18 protein-coding genes and 1 pseudogene are annotated in these 17200 nt (G+C 36.5%); 3 read left to right on the top strand and 16 right to left on the bottom strand.

Translation table 11 applies throughout. The annotated features are described in order from the left end of the window. Both ACJMLO_RS03765 and ACJMLO_RS03760 read right to left on the bottom strand, forming a co-directional pair. Entirely contained in the window at positions 1–270 is a 270-nt protein-coding gene (locus ACJMLO_RS03765; protein WP_405294063.1) for a signal recognition particle subunit SRP19/SEC65 family protein, read from the bottom strand. A 5-nt stretch (positions 271–275) separates the two neighbouring features. After that, positions 276–1049 (bottom strand): uroporphyrinogen-III synthase, encoded by a 774-nt coding sequence (locus ACJMLO_RS03760; RefSeq protein ID WP_405294061.1) that lies wholly within the window; start codon positions 1047–1049, stop codon positions 276–278. Positions 1050–1299: 250 nt separating this feature from the next. Between ACJMLO_RS03760 and ACJMLO_RS03755 the strand changes: the two genes are divergently transcribed. Both ACJMLO_RS03755 and ACJMLO_RS03750 read left to right on the top strand, forming a co-directional pair. Further along, the gene (locus ACJMLO_RS03755; protein WP_405294059.1) at positions 1300–2007 is read left to right on the top strand and encodes an RNA-guided endonuclease InsQ/TnpB family protein; all 708 of its coding nucleotides are present in this window, start codon (positions 1300–1302) and stop codon (positions 2005–2007) included. Between the two features lie 91 nt (positions 2008–2098). After that, positions 2099–2419: pseudogene (locus ACJMLO_RS03750) on the top strand (RNA-guided endonuclease InsQ/TnpB family protein); the annotation flags it as partial. 157 nt (positions 2420–2576) lie between these two features. Here ACJMLO_RS03750 and ACJMLO_RS03745 read toward each other — a convergent pair. Together ACJMLO_RS03745 and ACJMLO_RS03740 are read right to left on the bottom strand one after the other, a co-directional pair. After that, entirely contained in the window at positions 2577–3227 is a 651-nt protein-coding gene (locus ACJMLO_RS03745; RefSeq protein ID WP_405294057.1) for an adhesin, read from the bottom strand. A 41-nt stretch (positions 3228–3268) separates the two neighbouring features. After that, positions 3269–3769, bottom strand: a complete 501-nt coding sequence (locus ACJMLO_RS03740) for a ferritin (protein ID WP_405294056.1) — start codon at positions 3767–3769, stop codon at positions 3269–3271. Positions 3770–3843: 74 nt separating this feature from the next. Between ACJMLO_RS03740 and nudC the strand changes: the two genes are divergently transcribed. Next, on the top strand, positions 3844–4644 hold the full coding sequence (gene nudC, locus ACJMLO_RS03735; protein ID WP_405294054.1) for an NAD(+) diphosphatase: 801 nt from the start codon (positions 3844–3846) through the stop codon (positions 4642–4644). A 24-nt stretch (positions 4645–4668) separates the two neighbouring features. Here nudC and ACJMLO_RS03730 read toward each other — a convergent pair whose 3' ends face one another. From ACJMLO_RS03730 to ACJMLO_RS03675, 12 genes are all read right to left on the bottom strand, one after another. Next, positions 4669–7509, bottom strand: coding sequence for a right-handed parallel beta-helix repeat-containing protein (locus ACJMLO_RS03730; RefSeq protein WP_405294052.1), 2841 nt, complete (start codon positions 7507–7509; stop codon positions 4669–4671). A gap of 190 nt (positions 7510–7699) precedes the next feature. Further along, entirely contained in the window at positions 7700–8884 is a 1185-nt protein-coding gene (locus ACJMLO_RS03725; protein WP_405294050.1) for a MalY/PatB family protein, read from the bottom strand. Then, positions 8871–9386, bottom strand: coding sequence for a nitroreductase family protein (locus ACJMLO_RS03720; RefSeq protein WP_405294048.1), 516 nt, complete (start codon positions 9384–9386; stop codon positions 8871–8873). The genes ACJMLO_RS03725 and ACJMLO_RS03720 overlap by 14 nt, the downstream gene beginning before the upstream one ends. A gap of 207 nt (positions 9387–9593) precedes the next feature. Beyond that, a complete protein-coding gene (locus ACJMLO_RS03715; RefSeq protein WP_405294046.1) occupies positions 9594–10379 on the bottom strand; it encodes a hypothetical protein in 786 nt (261 codons plus the stop codon). 123 nt (positions 10380–10502) lie between these two features. Next, positions 10503–11108, bottom strand: a complete 606-nt coding sequence (locus ACJMLO_RS03710; RefSeq protein ID WP_405294045.1) for a flavodoxin family protein — start codon at positions 11106–11108, stop codon at positions 10503–10505. After that, positions 11105–11737 (bottom strand): flavodoxin family protein, encoded by a 633-nt coding sequence (locus tag ACJMLO_RS03705; protein WP_405294043.1) that lies wholly within the window; start codon positions 11735–11737, stop codon positions 11105–11107. The genes ACJMLO_RS03710 and ACJMLO_RS03705 overlap by 4 nt, the downstream gene beginning before the upstream one ends. Before the next feature lie 12 nt (positions 11738–11749). Next, positions 11750–12553, bottom strand: a complete 804-nt coding sequence (locus tag ACJMLO_RS03700; protein ID WP_405294041.1) for a DUF169 domain-containing protein — start codon at positions 12551–12553, stop codon at positions 11750–11752. Positions 12554–12696: 143 nt separating this feature from the next. After that, complete coding sequence (locus tag ACJMLO_RS03695) at positions 12697–13854, bottom strand: hypothetical protein (RefSeq protein WP_405294039.1); 1158 nt, start codon at positions 13852–13854, stop codon at positions 12697–12699. Positions 13855–13991: 137 nt separating this feature from the next. Further along, positions 13992–15269, bottom strand: a complete 1278-nt coding sequence (gene serS / locus ACJMLO_RS03690) for a serine--tRNA ligase (protein WP_405294037.1) — start codon at positions 15267–15269, stop codon at positions 13992–13994. Positions 15270–15631: 362 nt separating this feature from the next. Further along, positions 15632–15982, bottom strand: coding sequence for an arsenate reductase family protein (locus ACJMLO_RS03685; protein WP_405294035.1), 351 nt, complete (start codon positions 15980–15982; stop codon positions 15632–15634). 21 nt (positions 15983–16003) lie between these two features. After that, on the bottom strand, positions 16004–16522 hold the full coding sequence (locus tag ACJMLO_RS03680) for a YgjV family protein (protein WP_405294033.1): 519 nt from the start codon (positions 16520–16522) through the stop codon (positions 16004–16006). Between the two features lie 22 nt (positions 16523–16544). Then, entirely contained in the window at positions 16545–17192 is a 648-nt protein-coding gene (locus ACJMLO_RS03675) for an HAD family hydrolase (protein WP_405294031.1), read from the bottom strand. Between the last annotated feature and the right edge of the window lie 8 nt (positions 17193–17200).

Raw genomic sequence — 17200 nt, 5'->3', positions numbered from 1 at the left:
TCAGTGTCTTAATTCTTTTATTTCCAAGCTAACTTCACGTATAAGTTCCAATTTTGTTTTGTCCCATTCAACGAGCACTCTTCCAGATTTTTCATACCATTTTCCAGGATATGCAACATCTTTTTGAACACTGTGGGGCAAATTGAGTCTTTTCAAGGCTCTTTCGATTTCATTAAGTGTAGGATCTGCTACAGCATATTCCTTAGCTATTTTGCGCCCTTCCTTAAGGGTTAAATTCTTATCTAAATATTGTGGCCAGATAGTTATCATTTTTTTCACCTGTTGCTTTTTTCATTTAATGTTTTAAACAGCAGTTCCATCATGTCGGGAACTGTGTAGGTATCGGGGTAAATGTATGCAATGCCATATTTGTCCAGAACTTTTGCAGTGATTGGACCAATTGAAACCGTCAGTAAATTTTCAGACAATAGTTTAGCCATTTTTTCTTTATCGTCAACTATTTCAAAGAAGTTTTCAACAGTCAGAGGGCTTGTAAAGGTTATCGCGTCGATTTCCTTATTTTCAATTTTTGAGATCAGGTCTTTGACTGCTTTTTCATCCATTGGAAATAGTGATTTGTATGCTTCAGCTAAAATGACGGTATTTCCAAGTTTTTTTAGCTCTTCGGGTAGTACTGCTCTTGCAGAAGCGGTTCTTGGAATTCCGATGGTTTTGCCGGTGATGTTTCGTTTTTTAAACTCTTCGATAAGCCCTTCAGCTGTAAAGTCATCAGGCATCAAATCAACACTCAGGCCCTGTTTTTCAGCTAATTTGCCGGTTTTATTTCCAATGACTGCCAGTTTACAATTCAATGTTTTTATAAAGTCTGGATAAAACTTATTGAGTGAAACTATGGTTGTTGGTGAAGTAAATATAATCCAATCAAGTTCGTCTTTTCTTTTAACCAATTCTTTCAGTGAATCGGTATTGACAGGTTTTAAATCAAGTGTCGGAGCAAGAAAAGCCTTTCCACCCAATTTTTCAACAATTTCGCAGGCTTTCTGCGCTCTGTCTTTTGGTCTTGTTATTGCAACGACAGGTTTTGACATTTTTTATTACCCTCATTAATTTAATAGTGTAATATATTATGTTTATCTAATATGTGAAAGAATACTCCGACCTCTGTAGGTTGGAGATGAATTTCACAAAAAATGAAAGCTTTTTTTTTAAGATTAGTTTTCAAATGCTCTCTCACTTTGTTTATATAGGTATTATATTCATATATATTTTTTGTAGTGTTACTAATTTAAATCCTTTATAAGAGGGGGTTTTTATAGATTTAATGTTAGGTGTGTTTTTATGTCTGATGTTTTGACTTGTAAGTGTCGTATTAATCCTAATTGGGATATGGAGGTTGCTTTTTGGGATGCTTTTGGAGCTTCTCGTTTTGTTAGCAATAACGTTAGACAAGAAGTTAGACAAGCAAGAATTCACAACAAAATCATCGATAAAAATCATCTTGAATCTAGGGATGAGAAGATTAAGATTAATCGAAGTTTTTACAATGATTGTCTGCGTGAATTAAAGCATGAAAATCCATTTCTATATGAAATCGACTCTACTGCTCTGCAAGACTCCATAGAACGCCTACAAAAAGCATACCAGCGCTATGATAAAAGATTATCCGGTGAACCAAAAATTAAAACATTGAAAAATCCAGTGCAATCATTCACCATTAAAAATGTCAACAACAGCATACGAATCAAAGACAATTATATAAGGTTAAATAAATACGGTTTTATCAAATTACGTGGTCTGAGACCTATAATTGGTAGAATACAAACCGTAACCATCATATATGATAAAGGAAGATGGTATGCATCAATAACCTATAGATTAGAAATCCAAATAGATCCGCTTCCATTAACTGGTAAAAGTGTGGGAATTGACGTTGGTTTAAAAAATTATATCACATTATCGACGGGAGAGGTGATAGCCAAACCAGACACCAGCGATTTAGATGATAAAATAAAAAAACAACGTAAAATAATATCTCTAATTTTTTAATCCTCACAATATGGAAGCAACTACCTAAAAGCCGTATAAAAACTAAAAAAACTATAACACAAAAGAAACGACATAATAAAACGATTTTCATCACAAAATCAGCAAAAAACTAGTTACAGAATACGATATAATCGTAATGGAAAGCTTAAATATCAAAGGAATGCTAAAAAACAACAATATAAGTCCTGGAATTCATGATGCCGCATGGTATAAACTAAAACAAAAAATAAAATACAAAGCAGAATTATACGGTAAAACATTCGTTGAAATCGACCAATGGTTCGCTTCCACAAAAACATGCCATAAATGCGGCTTTAAAAACAACGACATAACCTTAAACGATAGGGAATGGAATTGCCCAAAATGCGGCACACAACACGAAAGAGACCACAATGCCGCAATCAACACTTAAACGAAGGATTAAAAACACTAGAAAAACAACCTAGAGGACCTGGGGGATAGCTTAGAATATTTCTATTCATTAGAATGGATTACCTAAGAATCTCCGACCTCTACAGGTCGGAGAGGTTCAAGATATATAAAATTTAAAATTAGATTTGAAAGAAAAATCATTCATATTTCAAGCCGTCAACAATGCCGATTAGTTTGGATGCCAAATCATATGTGACTTCCATAGGCTCATATGAATAGCACTCATAGACAACTGTTGCGATTCCCGCTTTGGAAGTGGGTTCGGTAATGTATGGAGGGCTTGATCTAAATTCCGGAGCATAATAGACTATTTCATCAAATTTATCAAGTATTTCATTCATGAACCTTGATGATTCATCATCAAATCCCGGAGCAAAGACAAAATTTGTTATTTCATAATCTCCAGGTCCTTTCGGTCCACGGTTTGAGTGGATATCCAAAAAGAGATCATAATTCTTGTCGATTATGTCATCCTTTACAAATTCACTGGCCAGAAGCTGGCCTTCAAGACGCCCTTCAGTCTCGGAGTCCTTATCATTGACATTGATGTTATACAGATAATAGCAACATTTCAAATCGTCACATGACATTAACTTATCAAACAGCGCTCTGTGAGATTTGCTTTCCAATGGATGCATTCCAATCAGGTATGCAATTTTAGTTTCGGATGAAACATCTCCAAAAGGGCCATGAACATATACGCTTCCCAAGTCATTTTCACCCAATAATTCGGATTCGTATTGCGTTGAGACAACCTGAGCTTCATCAGTAGGACCTTCTGGATACATTCAATCACCAAAAAAAGTAAAAAAAAGTGACCAGATTAAATCTAGTCTTCGGAAGGTGCTCTTCCACCTAATTCCTTGTTCAATTCATAAATCAGTCTGTTGTCACCGTCTGCCAATTTGGCTTTAGCGACCAGTTCCATGGCATTTTCCTCTTCTTCGACCTGTTCTTCAACAAACCATTGCAGGAAGTTGTTGGTTGCATGGTCCTTTTCCTCGATAGCAAGGTTAACCAAATCATTGATAAGGCCGGATACCTTTTTTTCATGTTCAAGTACATGTTCAAATGCAGCCAATGGAGAATCCCATTCGGTTTGAGGTGCATCAATTGCAGTCAAAGTTACGGAAGCTCCCCTTCTGATAATGTAATCATAAAATTTCATTCCGTGTTCCAATTCTTCTTCTGCCTGTACTCTCATCCAGTTAGCAAATCCTGCTAAGTCTTCATCTTCAAAGTAAGCTGCCATGGATAAATATAAATATCCAGAGTAAACTTCAGCATTTAATTGACCATTTAAAGCTTTTTCCATTTTTTCGGATACCATTTAATATCACCAATTTTAATTTTGTAACTGATTTCATATAAATATTAAGTAACAATTCGAACATATGATTAAGCATGATTGAAAAGTCCCTTTATGAAAATTACGAAATCCATTTTGATGAAGACATCAAACCCAATACTGACGATTATCTGTTTGTGTTTAATGAAAAAAGAGAATTATATTTGGATGATAATAAAAGATTACCTGATTCATTGGATGAATTTGATGTTGACTTCTGTTGGTATATCGGAGATTATAAAGGCAAAAGGGCTTTTGTTGCCAATGCCGAAAGCGATGAGTCATTCTATTCTCTGAAGGATGTTTATGAATTCAGCCATGACCTGTATCATATCGCCGGAAAAGCCGTTTTGGTAAGAGACTGGTACATATCACACAGGTTTTGCGGAAGATGCGGAGCTGAAACTCGATTAGATGAAAAGGACATGATGTTAAAATGCCCTTCATGCGGTCAAAACCATTATCCCCGCATCGCTCCTGCAATTATCGTGGCCATCAGAAATGGGGACAAACTTCTTATGGCAAAACACAGCTACCATGACAATATCCGTTACGCCCTGATAGCGGGTTTTGTGGAACCGGGAGAATCAGTCGAGGAAGCAGTGCACAGAGAAGTGTTGGAGGAAGTTGGAATTAAGGTAAAAAATCTGGAATATCAAAAAAGCCAGTCCTGGCCATTTCCAAATTCCCTTATGCTTGGATTTACAGCTGAGTACGATTCCGGAGACATAAAGGTTGACGGTGATGAAATTCTAAAGGCCAAATGGTTCGAAGCCGATGAGATAATCAGATACGGATCAGACATCAGCATCTCAGATTGGCTGATACAATCATTTATAGATTCATTAAAAAATTAAAAATCAAGTAACTGCCTAAGCAAGTTACTTGACTATTATTACGACTTTCTTGGTTGCCTTATTGTAGCAATTGTTACCCTTGAATGTCACTGTAGCTTTGAATTTGCCTTTTTTCTTTAGGTTTTTGATTTTGAATGTTGCCTTACCCTTAACGTTTGTTTTTGCATTGTATTTTTTGCCCTTGACATTTAAGTTAACCTTTACTTTAGATAATGGCTTATTCTTATTGGTCTTCAAAGTAATTGTATACTTTTTGACTTTAACAGATTTTTTGAAAGTCTTTTTGCCTGCACTCAGTTTAGGTTTTGCTTTTGTAACAATAACCTCAACTGATATAGAGGATTTACCATAATAATCATTTCCAGCAAAAGTTATTGTAGCCAAATATCTGTTTGGAGTCAATCCATCTGCAGACAACTTAACCTGACCATTTACATCAGTTGAAGGAGTATAAATTTTGCCATTCAAATCAATGCTCAGTCTAACCCCACTTAAAGCTTTACCGTTAATGTCTTTTAATGAGACAACAAGATATGCCCCTCCATTATAAACGGTGGTTAAGGATGAAGCAGAAATAACTGTGGCAATTCTTGCTTTAATATTCAATGTTGAGGCGCTTTGATTGAAGACAGAATTTTCGTCATATTTGACATTCACAGTTAGTGCTTCAGTAGTGTTCAGTTTATAGGCAAGTTTTGCAATTCCATTCTTGTCTGTTGTTAATGGATATGTTTTATTTTGAATAGTTAATTGGACCATTTGGTTTGGCAACGCAGCATTCAACTCATCTTTTAGAGTAACAATGAATTCAAAATCTTCATTCAAATTTGGAGCTTCATTGCTTGCCTTTAATGACAATATGGTTTTCAATTGTGAATCGTCAAAAGCATTCTCAGATATTGATACATACTGTGACTTTGAATAGATTGTACTGCTGCTTTTTGCATTCTTATCAGCATTGTTTTCGATTGTTGTATTTGTTCCCTCATCGATTATTACATTACCTGCAGCATTTGCCTTATTCAGTGTAAAAGTATTTTTCAGTACTGTCACATTATGACCTACAACCATTTCAATATTGCTGTACATATATCGATTTATTTTGGCATCCTGCAATTTATAATCGTATAATGTGATAATGTATGCGTTTGCTTTTTTCAAATCGATTTTTGTAGTACTTTCACTATATTTTGGAGTATCGGCGGAAGCATCAACAACACATGACCGAGTTTGAGACTTTTCAGATATGCAAATGGCAGACCCGTCTTTAGCGGAATTATTGATAAAATTGTTTTCACGAACAATCAGATTATTTGCAGTAGCATAAATTGCTCCGCCCTTTTCATTTGCATTGTTGTTTAAGAAAACATTTTTAAATATTTTCCCTTCACCCACAGTGACTAAGTTTTCTGCATCATATTGTACAGATCCGGAATAAGCATTAAAATCACGAGAAGCAGAAACTGGACCTCTTCCCCCAGCCTTATAATAATCAAGAAGGGAATCGACCCTATTATCACTTGTATAATCAGTTATGCCGAAATTCATTAAAGTATCATAATTCAAATATGCATTATACATGCTACTGGTACCTGTAATTGATGCAACAGTCAGTCGATATGTAGCTGAACCATATGATGCCCATTTCTTATATGTCCTGATTTCTACTGCACCTTCAAGGTATATCGCTCCTCCGTCAATTTTTGCATTATTATCTGTGAAAGCATTATCTGCAATGTCGAAAAAGTTTCCGGCATCATATATTGCTCCACCATACATTTCCGCAGTGTTGTTTTTGAAGTGATTATCGTTCAGTGTTAATTTGTGAGTTGAGTATATTGCACCACCATTGGAAGCACGATTATTTTCAAAAATACAGTTTATTACACGGGATATTTTAGAATTGCCATTTAAATTCAAAGCTCCTCCTTTCACGAAATAACTATTCCTGAATGTTGAGTCGGATATTTCAATATTGCCGTCTGCAGATATTCCGCCATATTCTCCACCATCGTAGTTTTCAAAAGTACAATTGGACACTACAGTAGATTGAAGACTAGTATGGAAAAATCCTGCAGAAGATGTTGCAGTACTGTTCTTGAAGACATTATTCTTTATGTTGGCTGTAAGGTCTTTTTTCCCATTGGCAAGTAGCATCAATGAACCTCCACCGGCAGCATGATTATCTTCAAAAACATTGTTCAGGACATCAACATTAGTCTTTCGTGCTATAATACCTCCCCCAGTGTCTTCAGCATGATTTTTAAGGAAGCGACTATGAGTTAAAACAACATTAGAATCATAGGCATATATTGCCCCCCCAGTTACTGCTTTATTGTTATTGAAATAACAGTTGGTTACTGTCAAATTGGCATTATTAACATATATTGCTCCACCATCACCATCACTATAACCGTTGACTATGATTAAATTCTTCAAAATCAGTTTACAGTTTGGTTCAACATTAAATATTCTGGCTTTGCCATTTGCATCAATGGTTTTGCCATTACCGTCAATTGTGAGTGATTTGGAAATGGTAATTCCCCATGTGAGCTCAGAATCACAGCTTTCATTATAAGCGTAGTCCTGTGTCAATTTTATCTCGGAACCGGGTGCATTCTTTATTGTCCTATCTAATGCCATGAATGATGTTGGATCATAGTCATTTTCAGGAATTGATTCCTCATCATTTGCATTTTGAATTTCATTATCATCTACACCAATATCATCAGCGTAAGTGACTTCATCAACATCCATGTTACTATTTAACATATTATCATTCGTATCGTCCGATGCACTAACCGCACCAATCATAAATATGCAAAATACGAACAATAACAACAAGCCTGTCGTTTTTATTTTCATGCGTATCACTAAATCAATCTTATAAAATTATTTTTGGTTAACAATATATAAAATATTTTTGAAATAAGAAAACATTCTGAATTTTAAATAGAAAAATAAAAAAAATATGAACAAAATAATTAAAAAAAAGAGAAAAATAGGTCAATAGACATATTCTAAACCTCATGCCCAAGTCAGAAAAAAAACTCAATCAGAAATTTTTAGACAGCTGATTAATATTGTTCAGTGCAATGACTCCCCTCTTTAGTCTGGAAAGCCCCTCAATCAGCAATTCCCTTGGACATGCAATATTCATCCTTAAGAAATTATCGCCACACTCACCAAAATCACTGCCCGCAGACAAGAACAATCCCTGATTTTGCCTTAAAAACTCGGATAAAACCTTGGAGGAAGTATTTAAAAGAGAACAGTCAAGCCACAAAAGATATGTCGCATCACATTCAACCAACTTTATTATCGGCAGTTCATTTTCCAAATAATCCCTAACAATTTGTTTATTGTCGTACAATGTTTCTCTCAACTCCTCCAGCCAGTCCTGGGAGTTCCTGTAAGCCGCAACAACTGCAGTGGTTGCAAATACATTGCATGAATCGGAATTGTCAACGTGCATTTGGGTTTTGATTTTCTCAAATAGCACATCATCTTTTGTGTGAACAATAGAGCTTTGAAAGCCCGCTATATTGAATGACTTGGATGGAGAAAGACATGTGATAACCTTATCGTAATCGCTTGAAGTTTCAAATGGATTGTATTTAACTCCAGGATCTGTCAAATCACAATGAATCTCATCGGATATCAAGACAACATCATGTTTTCTGCACAATTCCCCTATTTTGGCCAGATCATCTTTAGACCAGATTTTTCCAACCGGATTTTGGGGATTGCAGAGCATCATCATCTTGGATTTTGACAATTTCTCATCCAAATCATCGAAATCAATCGAATATGCACCATTTTCATAAATCAATTCATTTTCAAGGACGTTTCGATTATTGTCCCGGATTACATAGAAAAAAACATGATAAACAGGAGATTGAATCAATATATTGTCATTTTCCTGAGTCAGGCATCGAATCATTGATGAAATTGACGGCATTACTCCCATCGAGTAGAGCATGTCTTCACGGGACATCCTAAAGTCGTATCGCCTGTCCCACCAGTCGATGTATGCATCAAAAAGCTCATCGCAAACAATGGTGTAACCATATACGGGATGGTCTGCCCTTTTTTTGATAGCCTTCTGGATAGCGGGCGCTACCTTAAAATCCATGTCGGCTACCCACATCGGAACATCATCTCCGAATAAGTCCCATTTAAGTGAGCTGGTGTTTTTACGATTGATTACGCTTTTAAAATCATGCTTAGTACTTTTCATAATGAATCCTGCTTTCATCAAATTTGTTCATGAATTTGTTCTGCCATCCTTCAGCAGGATAGCCAAGAGTGATTATGCAAAATGGAATTTGATTTTCATTGTCCAAATTGAAAAGTTCAGCGACCTTATCCATTGTTTCCTGTGTAGGCGCAACGCCATTCCAAAGTCCGCCCAAGCCAAGATTTACCGCTTCAAGCAGCATGTTTTCAGCTGCAGCAGACATGTCCTGCTGCCAGTGAAGCTTGTAAAATGCCCTTTCAATATTGGCAACAAGCAGAATTGCAACAGGTGCTGTTTTAACCCTTGGCTTAATTTCAGCAAGTTTAGCTAATGTATCTTTATTTTTGATTACTACAAATTCCCATGGCTCCGCTCCAAGTCTGGACCCTGGAGCCTGCATTCCAGCTTTCAGGATTTTTAAAACATCATCATCACTAACTTCCCTGTCCTGATATTCACGAATGCTTCTTCTTGTATTTATTATTTCTTCAAAATCTACCATATTATTAAATAATTGTTCATGATATTTAATTATAATTCAAAATTCTGCAGTGGAATTGGAGCCGTTCATTAGGCAAAAAATATTATCAAGACAGGTTAACGATTTGGCGAACATGCAAAAAAACAAAACTGAAAACAACACCCAATAAATTAAAAATAAATTGCTGAAGTGCGAAAATGTGTTTTGTCGCACTTGCAAAAAGCTTTTTTACTCATCGAAAAGTGACCTTTCAATCACTGTCACCTCAATATCACCATCATTGCAGAATTCTTCAATGCGGTTTAAGATATCTGTGACATCATCCTTTGAGTATTCATTTTTAAAGTAATAAACAACAGGCTGTGCATTGGTATATACGCCAATTGTCAGAAATTCATTGTTGAAAATACGTATTATTAATGTATTGTACATCTGGATATCCTTTATGATATCATTTTCAGCCTTTCCAACTGGAATTTCATTGCCTATTACCTTGATTTCTGAATCCTTATAGACCCGTTTTAATTGTATGATCTTCTCCTCATCAGTTAAAACATTATTTTCTGGTTCGATTTCACTTAGCTTTTCCTTGAAAAGTTTTGCATTGTGCAATTTTTCCTGAACTTCCTTAAGTTCCTTTTCAAGCTCTTTTTCATCTTCAATCAATGAGTTTATGAATGCTTCTGAGCCGTTGTTGAAGTTTTCATACATTTCAAGCACATCCCTTGGTGTGAGAATTGAATGGTTTTTGAAAAAGTCTTTTGTGTGCGGCTTTACACGAATGCTTAATGGCTTCAAGTTTTCTTTCCTTGATTTTGAATCGAATATTTCTTCTGCAAAATCACTTTTTCTTTTGTGCAGAGCATTCATTTTTCTTGCAAACATTTTTTCAAATTCTTCACGGGTCATGTCTTCGGGGAAATTGAATTCGAATTCCCCAGGAGTGTATGACCCTCCGAATCTTTCATTTCCGAAAACGAATTTTCTTGGATTGGTTCTTTTTTGGTTTGACATTTTATCACTCTCTAAATGTATTACAAATTTGGTTTTTGTATACAATTAAATATTGTGAAGAGGTAGTATATAAAGTTTTGTATTCATTTTTGAAAAATGTATACACAAAATTTTGAAAAAAAATTATCTTGCCAAGGAGGCACCGATTTCAAAAGCCTTATCCAAATCCTTAGAAAATTGCTCTTCCTTCAATTTCAATTCATCGTCTGACGATTGGGATTTCATATTCCTGGAGATGTTTGAAAATGTTTCAATGACCACATTTCCGTTTAGCATCCCAAGCAAGTCCTCGGATTGCTTGATGTGAGGCCTAACGGATTTTTCAAAATAATCCATAGGATAGTTGATGGTGTAGAAAAGTCCCACATTTACCTTGCCTTTGAACTTGTTTCCTGTCCTGTATGAAACCATGCAGTATATCAGCCTTTCAAGCAGGGCCATATAATGGCTTGTAGGCTGTGAGAAAAATATTGGAGCTGCAATCAAAAGGGCATCACTTGCAAAAATCCTTTCAATTACCTCTGAAAGCTCATCTCTCCAAAAACATTTGCAGGTTTCCTCATCGTTTTTGCAGATGAGACACACACGACATCCTGACAGGTCAAGCCTGTACAAGTCAATGTATTCGACTTCAGAACCTGCCGACCTTGCACCTTCGCCAGCAGACTTTATCAACTGTGCGTTAACGTCCTTTCTTTTGGGTCCTGCATTGATTACAACAGTCCTCATTTGCTTAGCTCCGCACCGATTTCAAATGCCTTTTCAAGGTCTTTTGGAAACTGCAAGATCCATTGCTTTTCTTTGAGCTCCTGTGAAAAACCAGCCATATTGAACTTGGAATAGTCGCTTACCTGTATCGTATCGCAAACCGGATAAGATACAATTTCGCCGTTCAGGAATGAAAAGAGATATTCTGTTGTTTTCAAACTCTCCTTCATGGACTGCTCATAGAACTCCAGAGGAGCATTCATGGTATAGAAAATACCGACATTTACCTTGCCCGTGAAATAGCTTGAGCCGTCATCGTATGACATTATGCAAAATATCAATCTTTCAACCAATGCCCTGAATTCGCTTGTAGGTTGGCCAAAATAAATCGGCGAACCTATCAACAACGCATCAGCATCCAATATCTTTTCAATGACCGGTGTCAGGTCATCTCTCCAGTAGCACTTGCCCTTTGTTTTGTCTTTCAGCTTGCATGCAAGACAGCTTCTGCAACCCTTGAAAACCAAATCATAGAGATTGAAGTATTCTGTTTCTGCTCCAACCGATTCGGCTCCCTTTTGTGCAGACTGCATTATCTCTGCTGTATTCCATTTCTTTCTTGGACTTGCATTAATCACAATAGTTTTCATAATATCATTTAATTATATATTCAACTCATTAAATAAAGATGATTGAAAAAGGCTGTTTTCACTGATTTTCTCCAGTTTCAAAAACAGTTTCCACGGCATGGCCAGCAATACATAATCATCTGGAATGAAATGCCTCATGTGACCTCTGGCGGCAAGGTCAACAGGTCCCAACACCATATGAGAATCATCGGCCTCATCCTGCTCAAACACAAAGCATCCTATCAGCTGGCATGCGGAAGCCTGTGGAACACACACGAAATTACTCTCAACCCTATGAGAACCGTCAAGCTGTAGCAAAAGTGTCAGCTCAAATGCATTGACAGTGAAAATTACGGAATCAGGAATTTCACCTTCCTCAAGATCCTCCAAAGCCTTGAAGACAACATAATCCTCACTGTCATAGATTGGCCTGGCCGAAATATTTCCATATGCTGTTTCAAAATCAGTGTAGATTCTTTCACCTTCAGAAAACATCCTTTTTACACGTTCTGGTCGATTTTCCAATTTTTTAAGATAATCCCCTTTATCTTTTGCTGAATCAACACCGCATGAAAGGAAGGTTGCCTGAAAGGCCTTATCCTCATCACTTTCAAATCCGCTTCCCCAACCGAAACCAGGATAGATTCCTCCGCAGGTTGCATTTTCACGACCAAAAACTGTTGTCTCACGCTTTGCAATAGTCTTTGCAACAAAAGACATTACGCAACCTCCACGACCCGCTTTGGGAGCCCTGACATCTTCCGGTTTTTCATTCGTTTTAATCAATGCAACCGGAGCAAATTTTCCGTTCAAAAAGTTAGAGATATTACTGTTCATGGTAATACTATATCACGGGAAGTTAAAAAGGTTAATGTGAAAAATTAGTTACAAAAAAAATAGAATATGGGTATGAAAGCCCATATTGAGTTAACAATTAACTTCTTATCCCCCAGCATGAAAGGTTTCTTGTGAAAAATTCATCATCTTTGAACCTTCACTTTCGTTTTGACTGAATCCTTAAGGTAAGTGGCCTTGATTTTGACCATTTTTCCAACCTTAAGCTTTTTCAAAACAGGTTTTTTAATGACAAATTTTGCAACGCCCTTTTTATTGGTTTTTGCTTTATATTTCTTTTTGTTAAATTTAAGAGTGATGTTCTGCCCTTTTTTAAATTTTCCATTGATTTTTTTAAGCAAGACCTTGACCGTTACTTTTTTGGCGGACTTCTTGACTTTGAGTTTTGAAATTTTCAAACAGTGATTGATTTTCAATATGGAATCATATCCTGACCCGTCAATCCAGTAAGTAAACTTGCCCACCTTATCTGGCAAATCGAAAGTGGCCACTCCCTGAGAATCAGTTTTGACCCTTTGATGGAGTTTGCCGTTAATGTAAAAATCAACCTCAATGCCTGAAGCAAACTTGCCGTCGGACTTATAGCAGACTGCAGTCAGTTTCTGCTTGGAGTAAATGTGTGAGTTGAAATCATGATGTATAATATTTTTAATTTTTTTAACCTTTACTGTATCCTTGCCCAGATATTTTGCCTTGCCATAAGGTGAGACATAATATACCTTGAAACTGATCTTATGACCCGGAGTCAATGGAATCTTTTTAAATGAAGCCAGACCTATCATATAATGGACATTTTCATATCCATATTCACATACAAAGGATTCCACAGGCAAGGCATCCTTGTATTTGATGCCGGTATTCAAATCCTTTGCGACAATCATTATGGAAGAGCCTTCAGGAAACTCGACCCTCCTATCATTAATAATCCAGAAGTCGTTTTCACCATCAAGCTCCAAAATTGAATGGTCAGGAAACATGAATCCGATTTTAGAAGTGGAGAATGCCAAAACCTCTTCACTCATATTTTCACTAACCTGCAAAACATCACTCTGAGATGCCTTTTGAATTTCTGATTCATCCGACAACTCCCCTTTTAGAGCATCATCGCTTTCATCTGCAGGCATTTCCAATATATCCTCCCCATCTGGAGACGCATCCAAAATGTCTGAATCGTCACATGAAATCGTTGAATTATCCAGAACATTTTCACCGGCGCTAACCGCACCAACCGTTAAAATAGCCAAAAGCACAAAAGCCATCAGCATTATCTTTCCAAATTTCATAATACAACCCTACAATTATCTTATATATTTACATTTCAAAGGGAAAGTATTTAAAAATAATTATAAAGCAGAATATTTCATTAAAAAAAAATAGTGAGTGAAGTGCGAAAAATTCACACTTTTAAAAAAAAATAGGATTATTTTTTAGCTTCGATGACTGTCTTTCCGTTCATGTAGGGGACCAACACTTCAGGAACTTTAACGCTGCCATCCTCTTGCTGATAGTTCTCCAAAATACAGCACATTGTCCTTTCGGTTGCAATTGCTGTACTGTTTAAAGTGTGCAAAGTTTGCGCATCTCCGGAACCTGCTCTTCCAACACGTGTTTTTGTTTTACGTGCTTGGTAGTCTTTACAGTTAGTGCATGAAACCAGTTCACGATATGTGCTGGAACCAGGGAACCATGCTTCCAGATCGTATTTGATGGCCGCATTATCATTTAAAGCAGATGATACAATAGCTATTACCTGATATGGAAGGCCTAACTTTTGATAAATCCTTTCAGTAACTTCCATCAGTTGCTCATGCTGCTTTTTGGAATCTTCAGGAGCTGAATAAATGAATTGTTCAATTTTTTCAAATTGGTGAACCCTGAATATTCCCAATGTATCCTTTCCGTGTGAGCCTGCCTCTTTTCTAAAGCAGGTTGAAAGAGCACAGTACCTTAAAGGCAACTCGTCAGGTGCGATGATTTCATCTCTGTGAAGTGCAGCCAATGTTTGCTCGGCAGTTGCAATCAAGTACATGTCTTCATTTTCTACCTTGTATAGGGTCTCTTCAAATTCACCTAACTCTGAAGTTTCAGCTGCCACTTCCCCTTTCACAAAGAACGGAGTCTGCATTGGAATGTAGCCCTCATCTTCAAGTTCTGCAAGTGCAAATTGAATCAGTGCAAGATTCAAATGCAATATGTCCCTTTTCAAGTAGTAGAAACGTGCTCCTGCAATGCTTGCAGCGGTTTCCAAATCCGCACCGTCAATTGATTCAATCAAATCAACATGATTCAACGGTTCAAAACCGAATTCAGGTTTATCGCCAAATGTCTTTACAACAACATTGTCGTCTTCGGTATCTGATATTGGAACATCCTCATCAATTATGTTTCCAACCTTATATCTGTAATCATCACGAAGCTTAAGGTAATCTGCATTCTTTGCAGTCAGTTCTTTGATTTCTGCTGCGACCTCTTTTGATCTTGAAATCACTTCCTCCAAATTACCTTCCTCTTTTGCTTTTTTGAATGATTTGGATAATTTGTTTTTCTCTGATCTTAAGGAATTAAGTTTTCTTTCACCTTCTCTCCATAAGGTGTCATATTCTATTACTTTTTCTACGTTTTCAGTGTCTCTAAATCTCTTTTTTTCAGAGTCTATAATTAATTGTGGATTTTCTCTGAATAATTTTATATCTAACAATATTTTGTCCCCTAAAATATTTTATACAATATTAATTTTGATTCTTTTGTTTTTTAAAGTTAATCATTGATAAGGTCAAATTAAAAAAAAGTGGTTTGCAATTGCAGAATCTCTTCTGCAATGCCTGATATCGATTAACCTAATGCCTCAAACAGGTTGAGGCAAGCATAACCGATTGCTCCAGAATGAGCCGATAAAATAATATTTAAAATAAATATTATTACAGTCAGAATGAATCAGATTACGGCGATTTTTGATTGTCTGTTTTTGTATACGACAATTCCAACCAGAAGCAACGCAATTGCGCTGATTAAAAGTGAAGCTCCTCCCATATCTATTCCACTCCATCAAAAGCAAATCATCTACAACAGTTTTTCTTCCCATTCCTTGACCTTGAATCCAACAAGAACAAAATCATCCCCAACGACAACAGGCCTTTTAACAAGCATGCCATCTGTTGCCAAGAGATCATATTTTTCCTGATTGTCCATATCCGGAAGCTTATCTTTTAATTTCAACTCACGGTATTTCATGCCGCTTGTGTTGAAAAATCTTTTTAACGGCAAACCTGACATCTCATGCCAATTTTGAAGTTCCTCAGAGGTCGGATTATCCTCAACAATGTGCCTTGACTCATATTCTATGTCATGTTCATCCAGCCAGTTTTTGGCCTTGCGGCAGGTTGAACATTTAGGGTAGTGTACGAACAACATAATATTTAATAGGATTTCACACTAAAAATACTTTTCACCATACACTAACCTGAACAGGGACACAAGACCTATCAGTGCAGTTATGCTTTCGATAGCTGCAGACGAAAAATCAAGAATCGCAAGAAAATAAACAACATAAATGGCACTGTTAACAATGAAGCTTGTTTTGATTGTCTTGATTGATTTTAGATAGTAATTGCATAGCGTAATCTGTACGATGGCAATGATGGGCAAAAGCCCTACAAAACCCATCGTATTTACAATGAGACCCAAAACAATAGAAATGATTATGAAAAATACCGTCCAGTTAAATGTCAATTTGTCCTTATACACCATCAGGTTTCTTGCAGCCGCAATTGCCATGGTGGTCACTCCTGTCCAGGAAAAAAAGAATACGGAGGATATTATCAATATGAATGCATTCAAAAACTGGTATTTGTAGGCTTCCTTTTCATCATTAACCCACATGCTCAATATGATAAAAATGCCTGCAATCAGTGAGATTCCATTACCTATGACAATATTTAAGGGCAAATCCATATTATCTTCCTAGAAATTTAAATTAGATGAAAAAATCCTTTATTTCATCCATGGTGTCAATGGATTTCAAAATGTACTTGTCATTCCAGTCGTTTTCATTCCCGTAGCCCCATCTGACAATCACACAATCAATTCCGGCGTTCTTTGCCGTTTGGATGTCTGTTTTCGAATCTCCGATATATATCGCCTCATCCGGCGAAACTGCCGCTTTTTCAATGATTTTTTTAACTGCTGATGGGTCGGGTTTTGAAGGGTTGTCAAAGCTGTGGCCTTCAATCAAAAGAAAATCAATGTCTGAAAAGAATTTGAAAACAAAGCTTTCAAGCGAATCCGTATACCTGTTTGAATTGATGGCAAGAATCACACCAATGTCCTGCAGGTCCTTTAGAAGATCATGGGCTTTTGGAAAAGGCAGTGTAAGTTCCTTTTTTGAGGAGTAATATAAATCAAGGTATGTTTTTTTGACATTCTCAATGTTTTCAGACATTGCATTATCCCCCAATACCAATTCAACAATATCATCGATATTGCCCCCTAAACAGTCAAGGAATTCCTCACGGACCAATGTGGGAAAACCATAGAGCTCCAGCGTTTTGTTGAAATTGATTATGACATCATGGATCGAATCAAAAAGCGTTCCATCAAAATCAAAGATTGCAAGTTTTTTCATAATTAAAA

It is taken from the genome of Methanobrevibacter sp., from assembly GCF_045120835.1.
GTDB lineage: Archaea > Methanobacteriota > Methanobacteria > Methanobacteriales > Methanobacteriaceae > Methanocatella.
The sequence above is the reverse complement of the archived record's forward strand: the minus strand, read 5'-3'. Positions and strand labels throughout refer to the sequence as shown.